A 19,206-nucleotide genomic window follows, 5' to 3' on the forward strand; every position below is an offset into this window, starting at 1 on the left:
CAATCACACACACAAGGAGTCTTTCCATGCGCCCAATGACCAAGAAGAACAAGATCGCCGCAGCTGCCGCTTCCATCGCCCTGGTGGCCGTTGGTGGCGGTGCCGCGTATGCCTACTGGAGCACCACGGGCGGTGGTAACGGCTCCGCGGTAGCCTCCTCCGGCACCAGCCCCGTCACCATCAACGTGACCGTGGCGCCGGGCGTTGCCCCAGGCACGCCCCAGGCCATCACCTACACAGCCACCAACCCGAACAGCAGCAGCACGACGGTGACGCTGGCCACCCCGGTAGTCACCACCAACAAGTCCGGCTGCCTGCCCGATTGGTTCTCCGCCACTGCGCCGACCGGCACCACAACCGTCCTCGCCGGTGCAACCACGGCGTTGGGCGGCGGAACGCTGACCCTCAACGATGACCCGGCCACCAACCAGGATGCCTGCAAGGGCGCAACCATCACCGTGACCGTCGGCAGCAACTAACCAACAGCTGGCCGGGGGCGGCGCAATCCGCCCCCGGCTTGCCGTCGTCTGCACCAAGGAACAAGGGGGGCACAAGGTGCACAAGCAGGACGGGCCATCGCGGCACGGCACACGGAACGGCATCAAGGCGGCGTTCATCGCGTTGTTGTTGCTGCTGGCAAGTGCGGGGGCGCTGATCGCGGCATCGAACAATCCAAAGCCGGGCATCACTGTGCAGGTCTCCCCTGCCAGCCAGTCCGTCCAGCAGGGCCAGCCGGCAACCTACACGGTGACGGTGACGTCCACCGGAGGCTTCAGCGGAGCCGTCAACCTGGCCACCGCGGGACTCCCGGCCGGCGCGGCAGGCGCCTTCACGCCGTCGTCCGTCACCCTGACCTCCGGCAGCACGGCGACCGCAACGTTGAACGCCACCACCGGCGCCAGCACTCCGGCCGGGACCAATGCCCTGACCATTACCGGTACCAGCGGCAAGGTGTCCGGCAGCGTGGACGCCAGCCTCACCGTGAACTACAAGATGTCCACCGCGCTCTCGGTGGCCGCCACACCGGATTCCGTCACCGTCCCGCCCGGGGCAACCGCCGTCTACACGCTGCAGTTGGCCCGCAACAACTTCCCCGCCGCAGTATCCTTCAGCGTCCAGGGCGGACTGCCCGCCGGCGCCACGGCAACGTTCTCTCCCAGCCCGACAACGGGAAATTCGAGCACCCTCCAGGTGGCAACCACGGCCGCCTCACCAACCGGCAGCTACAACCTGTACCTGGTGGGGACCGGAAAGGACGCCGCCGGGAATTCGCAGTACGCCTACGCGAATGTCCAACTGGTCCTGGATTCGACCATCAAGCAGTTCACCCTCTCCGGGAACGTGCCCGGGACACTGTCGCCCGGCACCTCGGCCGCACTGGACCTGCAGATCAGCAACCCGAACAACAAATCCGTTTCCCTGACCAACCTGTCCGTAGCTATCGCGGGGGTTACCAGGAGCGCGGATGCCACAGCGAGGAACCTTGCCTGCACGGCGGCCGATTTCGCCCTCACCCAGTACAGCGGCCCGTACCCCCTGGTGGCGCCGGCCGGCAGCAGTTCGCTGTCCGGTCTCCGCCTGGCACAGTCTGCGTGGCCGCGGGTGGGGATGCTGGACAGTTCCAGGAACCAGGACGGTTGCAAAGGCGCAACCCTCCAGCTGACGTACTCGGGATCAGGACAGGGGAACTGAGATGACCAGCATCCACAGGCATCGCGGCATCAAGGCCGCGGCCCTCGCCGGGCTCCTGGCCACTGCCGGCGCCGGTACCGCCTACGCCTACTGGTCCGCGGCAGGCGGAGGCTCCGGGTCCGCCGCGGCCGGCACCATGCAGGCAGTCACAGTCGACGCCCTGGTGGCCGGCGACAACCCGAAGACGGCCCTCATCCCGGGCGGCAGCGCCGACGTCGTGCTCCGCCTGACCAATCCCAACCCGTATTCGGTGCAGGTTTACGGCGTCACGGCGAACGGCCCCGCCGCCGCTGATGCCGCGCATCCGGGCTGCACCACCACCGGTGTCCGCTTCGCGGGTGCCGCACCGCTCGCTCCCGCAACGTACGTTGCCGCCAACTCATCAGCACTCATCACTCTCCCCGGAGCGGCCACCATGGACACCACTTCCCTCGCCGCCTGCCAGGGCGCAACCTTCAGCGTCCCCGTGACGGCGGAGGTGCGGAAATGAGGTTCCTCCTGCTGCGCCGCCCGTCCCGCCGGCTGCCTTGGATCGTTACCGCCCTGCTGCTCCTGCTGGGAACGGGCACCGCCGCCTACGCGTTTTGGGCCTCAAGCACCAGCAGCAGCAACGCGGCCGCCGCTGCAGACACGCTCTCACCAGGATCGAAGCCTGCGGTCACCGCCGCCGGCTCCGCATTAACGGTCACCTGGGCCGGCGGCACCACTGTGAACGGTCGGGCCGCCACCGGCTACACCGTTGCACGCTATTCGGCGGCCACCGGCGGCACGGCTACCCCTGCCACGGGCGGCTGTGCCGGGACCGTCACCACGCTTACCTGCACGGAACTGTCTGTGCCCGGCGGCATCTGGTACTACACGGTGACGCCTGCGATTGCCCTGTGGACCGGCGCCGAGAGCCCGAGGAGCAACGGCACCAGCAGTGACTCCACCGCACCGGTGGCCACCGTTTCCGGGATCTCGCCCACGCCCAACGCGGCCGGGTGGAACAACACAAGCCCTGTCAGCGTGACGGTCACTGCGGATGACGGTCCGGCCGGGTCCGGCGTCGCCTCCATTTCCTATGCGCTCGACGGCGGCGCGCAGCAGACAGTCAGCGGCGCTGTGGCCAATGTCCCCGTCAGCGGCGACGGGACCCACACGCTCACATACTTCGCCACGGACAACGTGGGCAATGCCGGGTCCGCGAAGAGCCAGACGGTGCGGATCGACACCCAGGCACCGGCCGCGCCGGCGTTCACCCCTCCGGCGTACGTGAATGCCGGCAACGTTGGAGCCGTGCCGCTGACAGGCACCGCTGAGGCGGGGTCCAAGGTGACGCTTGTTGCCAGCGATCCGGGTTCCGCGCATTCCATTTCGGCCACGGTGACGGCATCGGGGACGGGTACTTGGTCTGCAACTTTGGACTTGTCCAGCCTGAACCAGGGCACCGTCACCTACTCGGCCACCGCCACGGACGCCGCGGGCAATACCAGCCCGGCCAAGACGGCTACTGCCACGAAGGACACGGTGGCTCCGGCCGCAGCGCAGTTCTCGAGCGTGCCGCAATACGTGAACAGTGCCGGGGTTGGTTCGGTTCCCATTTCCGGCACCGCTGAAACCGGCGCGGTGGTGACCGTTTCGGCGATGAGCCCGGGTTCAGCCGCAGCGGTTACCGGCACGGCGACTGCCACCGCTTCAGGCTGGGCGGTGAATCTCAACCTCACCTCCCTGAGAGACGGGGCGGTGACGTACACGGTCACCGTGGCGGACTCCGCGGGCAACACCAGCGCCCCTGCCACTACGACGGACACGAAGGACACCGTGGCACCCGTCCTGACCATCACGGCGCCGATGTACGTGAACCTCAGCAGCAACGTGGCGGCGGTCCCGGTCAGCGGAACCACCGAGGCGGGGACGGTCGTGAACGTGACGGTCAGGAACGGAGTCTCGCAAAGTGTCACCAAGCAGGTCACAGCCACCGGGACGGCCTGGTCCACCACCATGGACCTGTCCACCCTGACCGACGGCACCCTGACTTACACGGCGGCTGCAACTGATGCTGCAGGAAACCCCGGGACAGCCACTGCTTCCGGCATTACCGCGAAGGACATGGTGGCTCCGACGGTTACCGCGGTCACGCTGGTGAACAGCGGGGGCACGTTGGGCAAGGTGGAACAAGGGGACTCGCTGACAATCCAGTTCTCCGAACAGATCGACGCAACGAAGATCTGCTCTAACTGGACCAACAGCGGAACTCAGACTCTGAGCGGCAACAACAACGTCACCGTGAACATCAGCACTGCCAACCTACTGACGGTGACCAGTACAAGTTGCACCTTGAACCTGGGCTCGATTGCCCTGGGATCCAACGCCAAGTACGCGTCAGCCGGCGCCCTCAGCTTCAGCGGCAATGGCAACGCGAGCAACATGAGCTCCGTAACCTGGGACGGTTCCAGCATCCTCACCATCAAACTGGGCAAGTCCGGCGGAGGGACCTCCGGGACCACCACCACCCCGGACGCTCCCACCTACACCCCCGGGACCGGCTTTGCCGACCCGGCGGGCAACCCGCTCGGTTCATTCGCACTCACGGCAACATCTCGTTTCTAGACCCGGCGCAGCGGCTCCCCTTCGATTCGTCGCCGGGGAGCCGCTGCGTGTTTCGAGATATGTGGAGCGCCGGTCACTTCCGGTGCCGCAGCGCCAATACTGGTTAACCCGTGCGTATTGATAAACACAGTGGTTCAATGGCGGTTGTGCCCCACAGCACAGTCAGGACCCCGAACACCAGGAGGACAGTATGGCTGGAATCAATGCGAAGTTCGACAAGGAATACCTCGACAAAGGCATCGACGACTTGGCTGCGGCGCCAGTCGAAGCACTGAAGGGCCTTTCCGAGGGCGACGCCCAAAAGCTCAAAGAGGCGCTGAACATCAAGACCGTCAAGGACTTGGGGACCAACAAGTTCTTCCTCTGGGCCCAGGCCGTCTCCAAGCTCGCGGAGTAGCGGGCACAGGCACAGAATCCGAAGGAAGCCCCTGGCGCACACATGCCAGGGGCTTCCTGCTGGTCAGGGGCACAAACACCAACGTTCAGCGGCCCAAGAATCTCCACAGCGGTTGCACAGCGGAGCCCTACATCGGGAACAGCCGGGGCCCGGATGCTTGATTCATCCCCCTCCAGCGGAGGGCCAACCCAGAAGGAGCCCCACATGAAGACCACCGTAAAGTCAGCGATCGCCAGCCTCGCCCTCGCAGCAGCCATCGGCGGAGGCGAAGCAGCGCGTCCGGCTAACAGCGGGCGCGCTGCTTCTCGACGCCGCAAAGGACCGGACCCAAGGACGCCTCCGGCAGAGCACGCCAAAGGAAACAGGTACTGATTGGCCAATTCTGCCGGTCAGCACAGAGTACCCGCCACAAAACATCGAGTACTTACTACTCATGACGGCCCAGGGATCCTGCCCATAGGCTCGGCAGACCGGCCACGACCTGTGTGCTGATAAACGCTGGGGTTTGTGCCCGGAACGCGACCGGATAAGAACTGCTGCCGGCCCACACTGACGTGGCCGGCTTTGGGGTAATCCGATCAAGCGCGGGAGAGCTGTGATGAAGATTAAGCGTTCTGTTAGTTGGCTGGCCCAGTTACTGGCACTGGCCGCCGTCCTTACCGCTACGGTGCTGGCCTCTCCAGCCAATGCGGCGGCGGACGGTACCTACGGGAATCCGAGTATCAACTATGCGGGTGCCGTGAATCCTCCCACCGCGGACAAGCCCCAGAGCAAGCTGTGGTGGAATGACGGTTCCTGGTGGGCCGACATGTGGACCACCGGCAGCGGCTGGCACATCTACCGCCTGGACCGCGGGACCGAGACCTGGGTGGACACCGGCCTGCTGAATGACAGCCGACCCAATACCCTGGCGGATACACTGTGGGACGGCACCCACTTGTACATTGCCTCCCACGTCGTAACGGTATCCACCGAGGCGGTACCGCAGGCCTCCGTTCCCAATAAGCCTGCCTACCTCTACCGGTACAGCTACGCCGGCGGCAAGTACACGCTGGACAGCGGGTTCCCGACAGTCATCGCTCCCAACAGCAGCGAGTCCATGACGATCGACCAGGACAGCACGGGCACCATGTGGGCCACCTGGACGGAGGTGGCAGGTGATCCAACCAACGGTTTCACCAGCACGGTGTACGTCAACAACTCAGCTCCCGGGGGAACCAGCTGGTCCACGCCGTTTGTGTTGCCCGTGGCCAATCCGCACCCGGCAGCCGATGACATTTCCTCGGTGGTCGCTTACGGGAACAAGAAGATCGGGGTGATGTGGACCGATCAGCTCACCGGGTCCGTCTGGTGGGCTACGCGTACCGACGGAACTGCTCCGGCAGCGTCGTCTTCATGGAAGGTGCAGTCGGCCGTCAAGGGCAACGGCCTGGCCGATGACCACCTGAACCTGAAGTCACTGCAGGCAGACTCGACCGGGCGCGTGTTCGCGGCAGTGAAGACCAGCCTCGACCAGGTTTCGTCCGATCCCAAGCTTCCACAACTCCTGATGCTCGTCTTCAAGCCGGGCACCGGGGCCTTCACGCAGACCACCATTGCCACCCTGGGCGATTGCGTGACGCGCCCGCAAGTGGTGCTGGACCCGGAAAACAACCTCGTGCATGTCTTTCAAACAGCACCGGCCGCCTCCGTCAGCGGATGCTCCTTCACAGGGGAAGCGGGCAGCATTTACGAAAAGACCGCGTCCATGGACAATCCAGTGTTCGGGGCAGGCCGCGGTACTCCCGTTATCCAGGACCCTACCTCCCCCAACATGAACAACGTGACCACGAGCAAGCAGCCGGTCACCAGTGCATCAGGCCTGGTAATCCTGGCCAGCGATGACGTGGCCAAACGTTACTGGTTCGCCGACAGGCCACTCACCGTTGCTCCTGCCCCCACTGTCCCCGGCGCGTTCGTCCCCGTTGCCCCCGCCCGGCTCCTGGACACGCGCAACACCGCACCTGTGGGCTCGTTCTCCTCGGTATCGTTCCAGGCCGCTGGTGTGGCAGGGGTACCCGCAAAAGTCTCGGCGGTGGTCTTCAACCTCACCGTGACCCGGCCGACGTCGTTCGGGCACATCATCGCGTACGCCTCCGGCACCCCGGTCCCGGTCACCTCCAACGAAAACTTCAACGCCGGAGACACCATTCCGAACAACGTCACCGTCCCCGTGGGGGCCGACGGCAAGGTCACCCTGCAGAACAATTCGCCCGGCACCACGGACCTGATCGCCGACATCGCCGGCTACTACATCGCTGGAAGTCCGACAGTTCCGGGTGCGTTCGTCCCCGTTGCCCCCACCCGGCTCCTGGACACCCGCAACACCGCTCCGGTGGGCTCGTTCTCCTCGGTATCGTTCCAGGCCGCTGGCGTGGCGGGGGTACCCGCAAAAGTCTCGGCGGTGGTCTTCAACCTCACCGTGACCCGGCCGACGTCTTATGGCCACATCATCGCCTACGCCTCCGGCACTCCGGTCCCGGTCACCTCCAACGAAAACTTCAACGCCGGAGACACCATTCCGAACAACGTCACCGTCCCCGTCGGGGCCGACGGCAAGATCACCCTGCAGAACAACTCACCCGGCACCACGGACCTGATCGCCGACATTGCCGGCTACTACATTGCCGGAACCCCGACAGTTCCGGGCGCGTTCGTACCCGTTGCCCCCACCCGGCTCCTGGACACCCGCAACACGGCACCCGCAGCTTCGTTCTCCCCGGTTTCCTTCCAAGCCTCGGGAGTTGCCGGGGTTCCCGCGAAAGTCTCGGCGATCGTCTTCAACCTCACGGTGACCCGCCCACAGTCCTACGGACACATCATTGCCTGGGCGTCCGGAACTCCAGTCCCGGTGACGTCCAACGTGAACTTCAGCGCCGGGCAGACCATCCCGAATAATGTCACCGTCCCCGTCGGGGCCGATAACAAGATCGCCCTGCAGAACAACTCACCCGGCACCACGGACCTGATCGCCGATATCTCGGGCTACTTCATCGCCGGGGCCACGCAGTAGGGCCGGCTGACCCGGGCGCGCAGTAACCCAACAGGAAACCCATTGAGCCCGGCACCCTTTTCACAAGGGTGCCGGGCTCAAAGGTGCAACCGGTCCGGTGGTCAGCCGGCGCTGGAGGTGGGCGCCGGAACAGGCGTGGAGCCAACCCCGGAATCAGCGGTGGGTACCGGCGTCCCATAGTCAACGGACGACGTCGGCTGCCCGCCTTCCACGTACTGGCCCGCCGGTGCCGTGGCCGCCCCGGTCCCTGCCGGCGCAGGTGCGGCGGTACCGGCGGGTGCTGTCGCGGGAACCGCAGCAGGGCTGTCCACCGCCGGGGCGGTGGGCCCCGTTGAGGGAACGCCGCTGGGGCCCGCGGACGCCGGGGACGTTGCCACCGAGGTCCCTCCGGCCACGGAATTGCCCTTGACGATGGACGTGATCTGGTCTTTGTATCCGGACAGCGTGGCTTGGATCTCGGAGAGCGGCACGTCCTGGAGGTGCCTCCCGTAGTCGGCGATCTGCGCCCACAATGCCTCGAGCTGCTGCTTGGCGGCCGCATCCAGCGGACCGTCGAGCGTGAGGACAAGCTGGCTGGCCAGTGCATAGGTCAGGCAGTCCAGGCAGTTGTAGTTGGCGGCCGCGGAGAGGTTCTGCGGCACGATGACATCGGCCTGCCCCACCACCAGCACCACCTGGAAACCCACGGCCACGGCCGCGCATCCGGTGCAGTTGGCGAAAGCGTAGGCCTCGTTGGTGCTGGTCACAGGCTCGCCGTCCTCGGCCCATACGAGCGCGAACGCCACGCTGTAGGCCACGGAGCCGTCGGTGGTGTTGACGGCGAGCGCCTGGTTTCCGTCGGCGGCCGGCGCGGCTGGCCGGTCGAACGGGAACACCCAGGACGGAGCGGATGCGGGCGAGGCACCGCCGGACGCAGTGGCGGACGTTGCACCCGCCGGGGAACCGCCAACGGGCACCAAAACCATGCTCAGCTGCGGGTTGTCCCGGGTGGGCTTGGCGACTCCAGCGGGCCACAACGCAAGGGTCCGTCCGGCACTGCCCTGCCGCAACGCCCCACTGTCGCGGACGGGAAGGATGGCCCGGGTGGCATCACCGAGCGTCCCGCGTTCGTACGCCTGGACCGGACGGTACGTCCCGCCGTCGGGCCACCACGCCCAGGCCAGCCCGGCGAGCAGGACGGCCACGGCACCCATGGCGATGGTCCGCTGGACCAGCTTGCCGCGGGTCTTCTGCCACAGCCCCGTCACCAGCTGCCGCAGCAGCCGCACCACGATGTACAGGACGCCCAGCACCGGCACCGCCACCACCACCATGGCCAGCGCCCGCACCGCCACGCCCGCGAAGTCACCGGCGGACAGGCTGGCAGCGAGCTGTTCCTGCTGCTTCCCCGCGCTGGCCCAGCCCGTGGCCAGCAGCCTGGGCAGGGACAGCACCATCATCACCATGCTGAAGAGCAGTACCGGCACGGTGACCAGGACCCAGGCGGTGACGACGGCGCGTGCCCAGGGCTTGAGCACCTTGCTTTCCGGGTTTCCCCACCGCCACGGCAGGATCCCCAGGAGGGTGGGTTTGATCCGTTGGAAGAGGTCCGGCACACCCGTGGCGTCGGCCAGGATGTGGTACCCGTCGTACTTCACCAGCGGGATCAGCTGGCGGACCATCTGCAGGATCTGGGTAACCACCACCAGCAGCAGCGCGTCGAAGCCGGTGGCCCACCACAGCCCCATGATGGCCACCGCCACGATCGCGTTGAAGTACAGGCCGCCGAGGTCGGTGCGGATCCTGCCGCCGCGGCCCAGCCGGTAGGAGTCGGTGACGTCGGTGAAGAATGCCGGCCACAAGAGATACAGCCCGGCCCCCATGGCGCCGGGGGTTGCGCCGCCCTTGCGGGTGGCGGCGGCGTGGCCGAATTCGTGGAAGCCGGCGGAGAGGATGGTGACGGCGAGGATCAGCAACAGGAGGGCGGGCTGGGCAAACGCCTCGTGGGTGGCCGAGCCCAGGCCCTTGACCATGAGCACCCACCAGCAGGCCGCCAGGAACGCCGCGGTCACGGCCACCACGATCAGCGGGTTGAACAGGACAGCGAACGGCGCGGTGATCCTGCGGGTCCGTTCGGGATCCGTCACGATGTAGCGGAACCGCAGGCCCAGCAGCGGGTTGGACTTCTTGACCTCGGGCTGGCTGCCGTCGGCAAGCCGGAGCAGGCCCATCGGGAGCAGCTGCGAATCCATCAGGGTGCGGACGTTCTCCGCGCTGACCAGCCGCCCGGATCCCTCGCTGGCGTGCCGGGCGATTTCGTCGAGGTCCCGGTTCCCGTCCGCCGCTTCCAGCACCAGGTACAGCAGCCGGGTGAGCTGGAGGGTCTGGCCGTCGCCGCGGCGCACCAGGGCGGGCGGCTCACGGTAGCCGGAGCCCTCAGCCGTGCCAAGCAGCTGCACGCCGTCGGCCAGGGCCGGAAGGTGGGCTCCCGCCGTCGTACGTCCTTGGCCCGGCGGTTCCTGGGCGAGGGAAACGCGTGACGACGGCGGGCCCGCCTCGGGAGGCGGGCCGCCGTGGGTTTGGGTCATCTTGGCTTACTGCTGCAGGTTGGACGTCTGGCCGGCGGTGGCGTTGGCCTCGCCGTCGATGTGCTGCGAAATGGTGGCGCTCTGGTCCGAGATGGCGTACGCCTGGCTGTCGATGGAACCGATGTTCGCGGCAACGGCCGCATCGATGGGTGCGGCGACGTTGGCGTTCGCGGCCACGGCACCGTTGATGGGGGCGGCGATGGCGGCGTCGGCGTCCAGGTTCACGTCCACGTTCAGCAGGTTGCCGTTCAGCGCGCCCGCTGCGTCGGTGACGCCACCGGTGCTTGTGGGGGCAGGTGCTGTTCCGGTGGTCCCATCCGTGGTTCCGGTGGTGCCAGCATCGGTGGTGCCTGTGCCCGTTTCGGTGGTGCCGTCGCCCTGGCCGATCACGCTGTCCTGGGCGGAGTCGGCATTGGCGTCGGCCACGATGCCTTGGTCAATCGCGGCGTCCTGGTTCGAGAGCGCCTGCGCGTCGGAGCCGAAGGAGAGAATGTTGGCCGAGGCTGCCGCGTCGATGGGGGCCGCCACGTTCGCGTTGGCGGCTACGGCCAGGTCGATGGGAGCCGCAGCGTTAATGCCCAGGTCCAGGTCCGCGTTCAGGTCCAGGACGGATGCCACTTCCTTGTCTGGCAGGGCGGTGGCCTGTTCAGACATCAGTTCTTCATCGGTGAGGGGACGCAGTTCGTTGTCCATGCTTGAGAGACCTCCGGTGCGGCGCGGGTGCTCTGCCCCCAGCGGGCAGCCCGCGCCCCACAATAGTAAGCATGGTTAGCAGTTTTGCGAAGCACTGACAGGGTCCCGGCGGCGGGGGCCGGCCTCAGCGGCTTCGTGGCCTACTTCTGCTCGGGGATCCAGGCAGGTGCTTCCGCTCCAGTGCCCGTGAGATTGTCGCAGCGCACGAGCTGGGACCCGATCCTTTCCAGCGGGCAGTCCACGTATGTAGTCAGTGGATTGTCCCCGGAGTCGGATGAATCGGCAGTTCCTCCTCCGGTGAGGAAGAGCGCAGGGAAAAGGGCGGCAATGACTAAGTTGTGTTGTGCGATCATGACGGTCTCCAAGTACGGCACGAACTGTAATGGGAGGCCAGCCCAAGAGAGTGGCGGGAAATGCCGGCGATTGGAGCACTTCGCCGCGACCTTGTTGCGCTGGCCCGGTGACTGCCGTGTGGCGTCCTGCGGCCTTGCTAGCCCAGCGCAGCGCAGACGTCCACGGCTTGCCCTGCGGTGCTGGTCAACGTGAACACGCCAGTGGCGGGATCGACCGTGTAAACGATGGTCCCGATGTATTGGGTGGTGGTTGGGCCAGCCGGAACGTCGGTGGGGAAGAGAATCAATCCGTTATGGCCACTTGCGCTGACGGTAAAGGAACCGTCAGCGTTGTACGTGGTCTTCGATACAGAGCCGCTCGTGTTGAAAGAAATGGACCGCCGGTTTGCCAGGTTTGTATAGGTAAGCAGGACGCCCTTTCCCGCCGTAATGGTACGGACCTTGCTTCCGTCCCTGTCGTAGAAGTCTTTTGTCTGCAAATTACCTCCGGAGCTCTGGAGTTGCAGGTCAAAGTTTGCACAGCCCAAACCTGCAGGCAGGATGAGGGAATCGTCCGCGCGGGCTGGTTGGGCCGTGGCAACCGCGGTGGCCGTCAGCAGCGCAACGAGCGCAAAGGGCTTGGCTCCATTTTTCATGATTCTTCTCTATTCAAAATTGGGTGCTGGTGCGATGCGTGTTCCCGGAAATGGAGTGTGCCTGCACGCTTCCGGGCAAGCCGTGCGACCGGACCTAGATCGCCGCCTCCCTGGGATGCAGGCGGCTCCAGTTCAATAAATGCAGGACAGTGAGGTAAGTTTCTGTGCCCGCTATGTCCAGCTTAGAAAAGTTTGCGGGCTGTTTCCCTAAGCAGTTCTACGTACTGGAAGGAACACCAAACAGGGGCTTAAATGGGTAGTATCGCGGCTGTTGTTGAGCGCCGCCTGGATCTAAGATTCTCGCGTGGTTCGCAATGATGCGCTTTACAAATTGTGGCTGGAGTTCTTGGGGGACGTCCTTCAGGGGCCACCGGCCGCGTCCACGCATTACGAGGCACAGCTTCTCAAGCTCATGGCCGAGTCGTTCAACGGTTCGTTTGCATCGCGGAACCACGTGAGCCCGGAGTGGGAGAACCATATCCTTTCCTGTTGGCCGCTCGACTACATTCCGAACGATCCTCCAGGCGGTTACGACTTCAGGCAACAACCGCTGCTTCGCTGGTTTGTGTTCACCGGGCAGACCGCGCCGCAGTCCTACGGCCGGGTCCCCGCCGCGTTGGCCAGCGACCACCAGAAAGGGGTTTGGGAAGACTTGTCCCGCCCCTGGGGCGTTAACCATCAGCTCTCCATACCGCTGCGACTCGGTGGCCCCGACCATAACGCCTACCTTGTCTCCCGGCCTGACAGTGACTTCACTGAACAGGAGATGGCGCTGGCCGGACTGCTGCAACCCGTGCTCACCGGGCTGTCCCTCCAACTGAGTGTTGCCGCGGCTCAGGCCAACCTGGTCCCGAAGAGCTCAGCACATGATTTGACGGGTCGTGAGCTGACAATCCTCACGCTCCTGAGTGAGGGTCTAACGGCAGAAGCACTCGCCAGGCGGCTCACCATATCGCCACGCACTGCAACCAAACACCTTGAGCATATTTACCGCAAACTGGACGTGCGTGACCGGCTCATGGCAGTCCAAAAAGCACGCCTGTTGGGCATCCTGGCACCAACACCTGAGATCCCGGCCCGAGCGCCGTCGAAGCGCAACTGCACGTAGTCGTTGAGGACGAACTCCACCGAGTAAAGCCGGTCCCCCACCAGCCGTGACAGCAATTCATTCGGCACGTAAGGCTTCCCCTCCATGGCCTCATACCCCTTTCACAGTGCCCGAAAGACGACTCTAACCAATGGAGCGTCAATGCGGGTTTGAGCAGCGTGAAGATGGGTGACCAGCACAAATGTGGGTACGGCCCAGCCATGGGGGAATACGTCACGCGGTTTAGCGACCCCACCAGGAAGGGACCCCGGATTGGAATCACTGCCCCTTGCAGTCCTCCTGCTCATCTTTGCCGCCGCTGCGGCCGTGATCTGGGTGGCCGGGATCCAGCTGTCCAAACAGACGGACATCCTCGATGACCGCCTGCACCTGGGCTCCGCGCTGGGCGGCCTCATCCTGCTGGCCATCGCCACCAACTTGCCCGAAATCGCCATCACCGTCTCCGCAGCCCTGGCCAACAACATTGGCGTGGCCGTGGGCAACATCCTGGGCGGCATTGCCATCCAGACGGTGGTGCTGGTGGTCCTGGATGCCCTGGGCACCAAAGGCGGCCACCCGCTGAGCTACCGCGCGGCATCCCTGACGCTGGTGATCGAGGCGGTCACCGTCGTCGCCGTCCTGGGCGTGGTGATCGCCGGCAGCCAGATGCCCGGCAACCTGGTGGCGTTCCGGCTCACGCCCGCCGCGGTCCTCATTGCGGTGTTCTGGATTGTTGGCCTGATCCTGGTGCAGCGCTCCCAGAAGGACCTGCCCTGGCACCAGCAAGGGGACGCCCCCGGGGCGCAGGACAAACCCAGGGGGCACTCCAAGAAGCAGGGCGCCGAGAAGAACAAGCACCTGCGCACCGGCACCTCGGTGCTGATCTTCAGCGTCGCCGCGCTTGCCACCCTGGGCGCCGGTGTGGTGCTGGAACGCAGCGGTGATGCGATCGCCGGAAACATCGGACTCTCCGGGGTGCTGTTCGGTGCCACGTTCCTTGCGCTGGCAACCTCACTGCCGGAGATCTCCACCGGGCTCACGTCCGTGAAGCAGGGGGACTACAAACTCGCGTTCAGCGACATCTTCGGCGGCAATGCCTTCCTTCCGGTGCTGTTCCTGGTGGCGGTGCTGATCACGGGCAAGCCGGTACTCCCCCAAGCCCAGTCAACGGACATCTACCTCACCGCGTTGGCCATCCTGCTCACCCTCGTCTACCTGCTGGGGATCCTCTTCCGGCCGCAAAAGAAGCTGCTGGGCATGGGCGTGGACTCCTTGCTGGTCCTGGTGTTGTACCTGCTCGGCGTTGCCGGGCTGTTCGCCGTCGCGGCTTCTTAGAGCGGGCCGCTATTCGTTGTCCCGGATGTCGTCTCGTGGTGGTCATTCAAAACCGGTTTGAACGATGTCCATGACGGTCCTTCCGCGGGAGCTGTGGAACCAGCCACCCCGGAGCACCCGGGGGCCTGCTTCTGCATCCGGCTGCCCCGCGCAACCGCCGCGTAGGCCCGTGCAGGCCCCGGCGCCAGGGCAGGCCCGGCGGCAGGGCAGGGAGGTACGACGGCGGCGCGCACCACGGTGCATGCGGGAACCTTCAGCACCCGGTGGAAGGGGCCGCCGTTACCTGCTCTTGGTGGGCTGCGGGCCGGGGGCGCTGACCAGGCTCTGCGGCGGGGCGTCGAAGTTCCCGTGATCGAAGAGGCCCACCACGCCCTGCATGTACTGCGCCCATTGCGGTCCGGCAATGTAGGCCCCGTCCACTGCCGGATAGAACTTTCCGTTGACGGTGATGTTCCGCCCCAGCCGGCTGGGCCCGCCGTTGAAGGGGTCGCCGAAGAACGACGCCGTGGCCAGCCCCCTGGTGTAGCCCACCACCCAGGTCTGGTTGTTGTACTCGTTGGTGCCCGTCTTGGCGGCGTCCGGAACTCCCAGCTTCTGCGGAATCAGCAGGCCCGAACCCTTGGTGAGGACGTCCTGGAGGACGTTGGTGACGGCTTTGGCCACGTCCGGATTCAGGGAGCCTGGCTGGCAGGACGGTGCCTGTCCGCCGATCTTCTTGCCTTGGGCGTCGTCCACTTCGGTGATGGAGATGGGTGCGCAGTAGGTGCCGTTGGCGGCGAAGGTTGCGAAGGCGTTCGCCATGGTCAGGGGGGCAACGTTCTGGCTGCCCAGGATGTTGCCCAGGGTGGAGAGGTCGATCTTTTGGTCGTGCCCGCTGCCCAGGTGCAGCCCTATGGCGTCTGCCGCACGCTGGACGTCGCAGAAATCGTTCAACCCGGCCAGCGACGCGAACGTTGCCGTGTTGATCGACTGGTAGATGCCTTCCCGGACCGTCATGGGCCGGTACCAGTTGGGCTCATCGTTTTGCAGGTCGGAGGATTGCGGCACGGTGCTGTCGAACCAGCCCTGGACGGGATGGCAGGTTGTCTTCCACGGGTAGTTGATGCCGTAGCGGCGCCTGGAGGCATCGACCACTTGGTTGGTGGACTTGCCCTCCCCCAGCCACGCGGCGAGGGTGACGGGCTTCATCGTGGAACCGGGCTGCATCCCGCCAACACCGCCGAGGCTGTTCCCGGCGGCGTCGCTGCTGTCCACGTTGAAGTTGTAGTCGGAGACGAATCCGCTGCCTTCGTCCGGCAGCTTCCTGGAGTTCTGCGCCATGGACAGCACCTTCCCGGTACCGGGTTCGATGGTGACCAGGGATGCGCCCCATTTGTCCGGATTGGCGCCGGCCGTGGCGTCCACCTGGGACTGGGCCGGTCCTTGCAGCCGCGGGTCCAGGGTGGTCTTGATGGTCAGGCCGCCCGCCATGATTTTCTGGTCCCGTTCATCCTGCGTGGCGCCGTAGGCGGGGTCGTTTTCGATCTGGTGGAGCACGTAGTCGCAGAAGTACTGGGCCTGGGAGGCGTAGGCGCACCCTTGCTTGGGTGGATTGACCTTGAGCTGGAGGGGTGTGTTCACGGCGTCGTCGTGCTGCTGCTGGTCGATGTAGCCGTGCTGCAGCATGGCGTCCAGCACCAGGTCACGCCGTGTTTTCGCGGCCTCGGGATGGACGGTGGGGTCATACAGCGAGGGGCCGTTGACCAGTCCGGCCAGCAGCGCCCCCTGCGGCAGCGTGAGGTCCTTGGCGTCGACGGAGAAGAAGTACTGGCTGGCCGCCTCGATGCCGTAGGCGTTCGCGTTGAAACCCACCACGTTCAGGTACCCGGCGAGGATCTGGTCCTTCGAGTACTTTTCTTCGAGGCCGATGGCGAGCTTCATCTCCTGGACTTTCTGGTCCAGGCCTTTCTGCCCGTTCAGCACCACCTGGGCGTCCTTGCCCTGGGCAATCAGGTTTTCGTTGAGCATGTTGGTGACGTACTGCTGCGTCAGCGTTGAGGCCCCCTGGTGGCCGCCGCCGGCGTCAATGACCAAGGCACGGAAGATGCCTTCGGGATCGATGCCGCCGTGCTGGTAGAACCGGTAGTCCTCAATGGCCACGATGGCGTTCTTGATGTTGGGGGACATCTGGTCCAGGGAAATCCGGGTCCGGTTCTCACTGAACAGGGTGGCAATCAGTGACCCGTCAGCGGCCAGCACGCGCGTCATCTGGGCGGGGGGCGCCGAGAACACGTCGTTGGGCAGGTCGGTCTTGAGCGCGGCGGCGCCGTCAGCCACTGCCGTTTCGGTCACCGCCGCCGCGGGCATCATCAGGCCCGCCAGCAGGGCGCCACAGAGCGCGCTGACGCCCAGGAAAAGCGTGATCCGGCCCAGGGTGGTTCCGGTGGCGCGGAAGAGGTTGGGGCGCTTGGCTGGCTGCGGCGCGGCAGGGGATTCCTTGGGCATGTGGGTCTCCGGTTCCGCGCGTGGTGGTACAGCACCGGTTGCCAGGTCCCCGCGTCACATCACGCCGGCAACCGTCTTTTCACCCTACTCCGCGAAGAGGGCTGTGACGGACCGGCACCCCGGACCGCGGGACACTGGCAGGTAATTCACAGGAACTACGAGCCGGCGCTTGAGGCCACCATCCCCAGGCCCAAGGCGGCGAGGATGCCACTGCTTCCGCGTTCCAGGGACCGGCTCACCCGGGGGCGCTGCAGCCACGCCATTGCCTTGGCGGCTACGACTGCGACGGCCGCCAGGTACAGGAACCCGATGACGCTTTCGATGGCGCCCAGCACCAGGGCGGTGTTCAGGGTGTTGCCGCCGTGCGGGATGAACTGGGGCACCACCGCAAGGTAAAACAGGCCAACTTTGGGGTTGAGCAGTGTGGAGAAGGCACCGGCGCCGAACCCGGCCCGGCGGCTGTACGCCCGGCGGGCGGGGACTTCGGGGCCGGCAGTCCCCGAGGTGCGCCGCGCCCGGATCAGTGACGAGACTCCCAGGTACAGCAGGTACAGGCCGCCGGCGATCTTAAGCCAGCGGAACACCGCGGCCGACTCCTCGAGCACTGCGGCCAGGCCCACACCCACCAGGGCGGCCCACACCAGGGCCGCCGCGGCCGAGCCGAACGCCGCGGCAATTCCGGCGCCGGCGTTCTGCAGCGAGATCCTCAGCACCAGGAAGGTGTCCGGACCCGGGGTGACAGACAGCAGCAGGCACAGCCCGGCGAAGGCGAGGAGGGACACGGGAGCCATGGGCACCATTGTGGCGGAGCCCGCCGTCGGACAGCAACAACGCAGGCATCGCCGCACTGCGATGTCAGGGCACGACGGCGGCCTCCCGGCAAGGGCTGTCGCGGGCGGCCGGGGCGGCACTACAGTCGGTAGCAGACCACCCTGCTTTTCCTCAACGAACCCCAGGAGTCCCCATGCCCCAGCCCACGTTTGCCCCCGGTGATCCTTGCTGGATCGACCTCATGACCTCGGACACTGATCGGGCCCGCGAGTTCTATTCGCGGCTGTTCGGCTGGACCTACCAGGAAGGCGACCAGGAGAAATACGGCGGTTACATCACCGCCCTGGCCAATGGTTTGCCGGTGGCCGGGATGATGAAGAACGACGGAGAATCCGGCTACCCGGACGTGTGGACCACCTATCTCCGGGTGGAGGACATCAAGGCCACCGCGGCGGCTGCCCACGCGGCCGGCGGCCAGGTTTTCATGCCGCCCATGGAGGTCCCGGAGCAGGGGCACATGGCCATGTTTGGTGACACGGGCGGCGCGGCCGTGGGCGCATGGCAGTTCGGCGGCCACACCGGGTACCAGGCGAAGGGCGAACCCGGCACCCCCTACTGGCACGAACTCCACACCCGCGAATATGCTCCGTCGGTGAAGTTTTACCAGGACGTCTTCGGCTGGGAAACGGAGGTCTTGAGCGACACGGAGGACTTCCGTTACACCACGCTCGGATCCGGTGAATCATCACGGGCCGGCATCATGGATGCCACCTATCTTCCCGAGGGTGTTCCGTCGAACTGGCAGGTGTATTTCGCGATTGGGAACGCCGATAAGGGCGTGGACATGGCCACGTCCATGGGTGGCACGGTGATCCATCCGGCCGAGGATACGCCGTTTGGCCGCATTGCCGTCTTGGCCGATCCCACGGGAGCGCTGTTCAGGATCGCCCAACGGTAGGCAGTCGAGGCGCCGGTGGATAAGCGGCGCGCGGCAAAGCGCCGGGCAGGCGCCGGGCACGGCGCTAATTGATCAAGTAACTGTCCTCGGCGTCGTGCCCGGGCGCGGGCTTCACGAACGGCAGCGAGCTCACCACCGTCTTCACCCCGATCACGGGCAACAGTGCAGCCGCGGCCGCCACGGACAACGCCGTGAACCCAACGAGTTCCAGCGTCTCGCGCTTCGGCAGGCGGCGACGGCGGCGCCCACCATCCATGAGATCCATCATGCTGACGAGGCTACGAGCGTGCCGCCGGGATTTCCCCGGTACCGGCTACCTGTCTTTCGCACCGGGCACTACTCAGACGATCATCAGCTACTGTCTGCGGCGGGCACCGTCAGCCGTGGACAGGTAGGTGTCATAGCAGTCCCGGGAGCAAAACACCGCAGTGGGAGAGGGAGGGAGGACCAAGCCGCAGACCTTGCACTTTGGCTTGGGACGAAAACTCCGAAGCACGGTTTTCAGCATGAATGCAGGATATGCAGCGGCCCGAAAAATGTGATCAGTAACCGATACCTGAATCCGGCGGCGGGGATACCTGCCCCGGCGC

General features: G+C 65.7%; 16 protein-coding genes. 9 read left to right on the forward strand and 7 right to left on the reverse strand.

The window, feature by feature from the left end; translation table 11 throughout:
- The first annotated feature begins 26 nt into the window (after positions 1-26).
- The 6 genes from DFO47_RS01600 (at position 27) to DFO47_RS01625 (ending at position 7,733) form a co-directional block, all read left to right on the forward strand.
- Positions 27-479, forward strand: coding sequence for a hypothetical protein (locus DFO47_RS01600; RefSeq protein ID WP_133830428.1), 453 nt, complete (start codon positions 27-29; stop codon positions 477-479).
- 76 nt (positions 480-555) lie between these two features.
- Entirely contained in the window at positions 556-1,692 is a 1,137-nt protein-coding gene (locus DFO47_RS01605) for a hypothetical protein (protein WP_133830429.1), read from the forward strand.
- Position 1,693: 1 nt separating this feature from the next.
- Positions 1,694-2,182 (forward strand): hypothetical protein, encoded by a 489-nt coding sequence (locus DFO47_RS01610; protein WP_109044257.1) that lies wholly within the window; start codon positions 1,694-1,696, stop codon positions 2,180-2,182.
- Positions 2,179-4,284 (forward strand): Ig-like domain-containing protein, encoded by a 2,106-nt coding sequence (locus DFO47_RS01615; protein WP_133830430.1) that lies wholly within the window; start codon positions 2,179-2,181, stop codon positions 4,282-4,284. The genes DFO47_RS01610 and DFO47_RS01615 overlap by 4 nt, the downstream gene beginning before the upstream one ends.
- Before the next feature lie 190 nt (positions 4,285-4,474).
- Complete coding sequence (locus tag DFO47_RS01620) at positions 4,475-4,681, forward strand: hypothetical protein (RefSeq protein WP_018760638.1); 207 nt, start codon at positions 4,475-4,477, stop codon at positions 4,679-4,681.
- A 598-nt stretch (positions 4,682-5,279) separates the two neighbouring features.
- Positions 5,280-7,733 (forward strand): hypothetical protein, encoded by a 2,454-nt coding sequence (locus tag DFO47_RS01625; RefSeq protein WP_133830431.1) that lies wholly within the window; start codon positions 5,280-5,282, stop codon positions 7,731-7,733.
- Between the two features lie 101 nt (positions 7,734-7,834).
- Here the strand turns inward: DFO47_RS01625 and DFO47_RS01630 are convergent, their stop codons facing one another.
- From DFO47_RS01630 to DFO47_RS01645, 4 genes are all read right to left on the reverse strand, one after another.
- Positions 7,835-10,300, reverse strand: a complete 2,466-nt coding sequence (locus DFO47_RS01630; RefSeq protein ID WP_133830432.1) for a hypothetical protein — start codon at positions 10,298-10,300, stop codon at positions 7,835-7,837.
- A 6-nt stretch (positions 10,301-10,306) separates the two neighbouring features.
- On the reverse strand, positions 10,307-10,993 hold the full coding sequence (locus tag DFO47_RS01635) for a peptidoglycan-binding protein (RefSeq protein WP_133830433.1): 687 nt from the start codon (positions 10,991-10,993) through the stop codon (positions 10,307-10,309).
- A 140-nt stretch (positions 10,994-11,133) separates the two neighbouring features.
- Positions 11,134-11,346, reverse strand: a complete 213-nt coding sequence (locus DFO47_RS01640) for a hypothetical protein (protein WP_133830434.1) — start codon at positions 11,344-11,346, stop codon at positions 11,134-11,136.
- Positions 11,347-11,483: 137 nt separating this feature from the next.
- Positions 11,484-11,981 carry a hypothetical protein gene (locus DFO47_RS01645; protein ID WP_133830435.1) on the reverse strand — a complete coding sequence of 166 codons (498 nt, stop codon included), beginning with the start codon at positions 11,979-11,981 and terminating at the stop codon, positions 11,484-11,486.
- A 304-nt stretch (positions 11,982-12,285) separates the two neighbouring features.
- Here DFO47_RS01645 and DFO47_RS01650 point away from each other — a divergent pair, with 304 nt between their 5' ends.
- Both DFO47_RS01650 and DFO47_RS01655 read left to right on the forward strand, forming a co-directional pair.
- Entirely contained in the window at positions 12,286-13,089 is an 804-nt protein-coding gene (locus DFO47_RS01650) for a LuxR C-terminal-related transcriptional regulator (protein ID WP_133830436.1), read from the forward strand.
- 252 nt (positions 13,090-13,341) lie between these two features.
- On the forward strand, positions 13,342-14,403 hold the full coding sequence (locus DFO47_RS01655) for a sodium:calcium antiporter (RefSeq protein ID WP_133830437.1): 1,062 nt from the start codon (positions 13,342-13,344) through the stop codon (positions 14,401-14,403).
- A 279-nt stretch (positions 14,404-14,682) separates the two neighbouring features.
- Here the strand turns inward: DFO47_RS01655 and DFO47_RS01660 are convergent, their stop codons facing one another.
- Entirely contained in the window at positions 14,683-16,887 is a 2,205-nt protein-coding gene (locus DFO47_RS01660) for a transglycosylase domain-containing protein (protein ID WP_133830438.1), read from the reverse strand.
- A 155-nt stretch (positions 16,888-17,042) separates the two neighbouring features.
- Positions 17,043-17,678, reverse strand: a complete 636-nt coding sequence (locus DFO47_RS01665) for a LysE family translocator (RefSeq protein ID WP_133830439.1) — start codon at positions 17,676-17,678, stop codon at positions 17,043-17,045.
- A gap of 173 nt (positions 17,679-17,851) precedes the next feature.
- Here DFO47_RS01665 and DFO47_RS01670 point away from each other — a divergent pair, with 173 nt between their 5' ends.
- The gene (locus tag DFO47_RS01670; RefSeq protein ID WP_133830440.1) at positions 17,852-18,616 is read left to right on the forward strand and encodes a VOC family protein; all 765 of its coding nucleotides are present in this window, start codon (positions 17,852-17,854) and stop codon (positions 18,614-18,616) included.
- A 64-nt stretch (positions 18,617-18,680) separates the two neighbouring features.
- On the opposite strand, the gene DFO47_RS01675 is transcribed toward DFO47_RS01670, so the two are convergent.
- Positions 18,681-18,884, reverse strand: coding sequence for a hypothetical protein (locus DFO47_RS01675; RefSeq protein ID WP_243835296.1), 204 nt, complete (start codon positions 18,882-18,884; stop codon positions 18,681-18,683).
- Positions 18,885-19,206 lie beyond the last annotated feature (322 nt).

Source organism: Arthrobacter sp. AG258 (assembly GCF_004364695.1).
GTDB lineage: Bacteria > Actinomycetota > Actinomycetes > Actinomycetales > Micrococcaceae > Arthrobacter.

What these genes read in the sequence shown, in the direction of transcription:
- DFO47_RS01665 (WP_133830439.1), bottom strand. Translation starts at nt 17,678, where the DNA reads ATGGCTCCCGTGTCCCTCCTCGCCTTCGCCGGGCTGTGCCTGCTGCTG.
- DFO47_RS01620 (WP_018760638.1), top strand. Translation starts at nt 4,475, where the DNA reads ATGGCTGGAATCAATGCGAAGTTCGACAAGGAATACCTCGACAAAGGC.
- DFO47_RS01600 (WP_133830428.1), top strand. Translation starts at nt 27, where the DNA reads ATGCGCCCAATGACCAAGAAGAACAAGATCGCCGCAGCTGCCGCTTCC.
- DFO47_RS01635 (WP_133830433.1), bottom strand. Translation starts at nt 10,993, where the DNA reads ATGGACAACGAACTGCGTCCCCTCACCGATGAAGAACTGATGTCTGAA.
- DFO47_RS01630 (WP_133830432.1), bottom strand. Translation starts at nt 10,300, where the DNA reads ATGACCCAAACCCACGGCGGCCCGCCTCCCGAGGCGGGCCCGCCGTCG.
- DFO47_RS01675 (WP_243835296.1), bottom strand. Translation starts at nt 18,884, where the DNA reads ATGATGGATCTCATGGATGGTGGGCGCCGCCGTCGCCGCCTGCCGAAG.
- DFO47_RS01670 (WP_133830440.1), top strand. Translation starts at nt 17,852, where the DNA reads ATGCCCCAGCCCACGTTTGCCCCCGGTGATCCTTGCTGGATCGACCTC.
- DFO47_RS01640 (WP_133830434.1), bottom strand. Translation starts at nt 11,346, where the DNA reads ATGATCGCACAACACAACTTAGTCATTGCCGCCCTTTTCCCTGCGCTC.
- DFO47_RS01645 (WP_133830435.1), bottom strand. Translation starts at nt 11,981, where the DNA reads ATGAAAAATGGAGCCAAGCCCTTTGCGCTCGTTGCGCTGCTGACGGCC.
- DFO47_RS01660 (WP_133830438.1), bottom strand. Translation starts at nt 16,887, where the DNA reads ATGCCCAAGGAATCCCCTGCCGCGCCGCAGCCAGCCAAGCGCCCCAAC.
- DFO47_RS01625 (WP_133830431.1), top strand. Translation starts at nt 5,280, where the DNA reads ATGAAGATTAAGCGTTCTGTTAGTTGGCTGGCCCAGTTACTGGCACTG.
- DFO47_RS01615 (WP_133830430.1), top strand. Translation starts at nt 2,179, where the DNA reads ATGAGGTTCCTCCTGCTGCGCCGCCCGTCCCGCCGGCTGCCTTGGATC.
- DFO47_RS01610 (WP_109044257.1), top strand. Translation starts at nt 1,694, where the DNA reads ATGACCAGCATCCACAGGCATCGCGGCATCAAGGCCGCGGCCCTCGCC.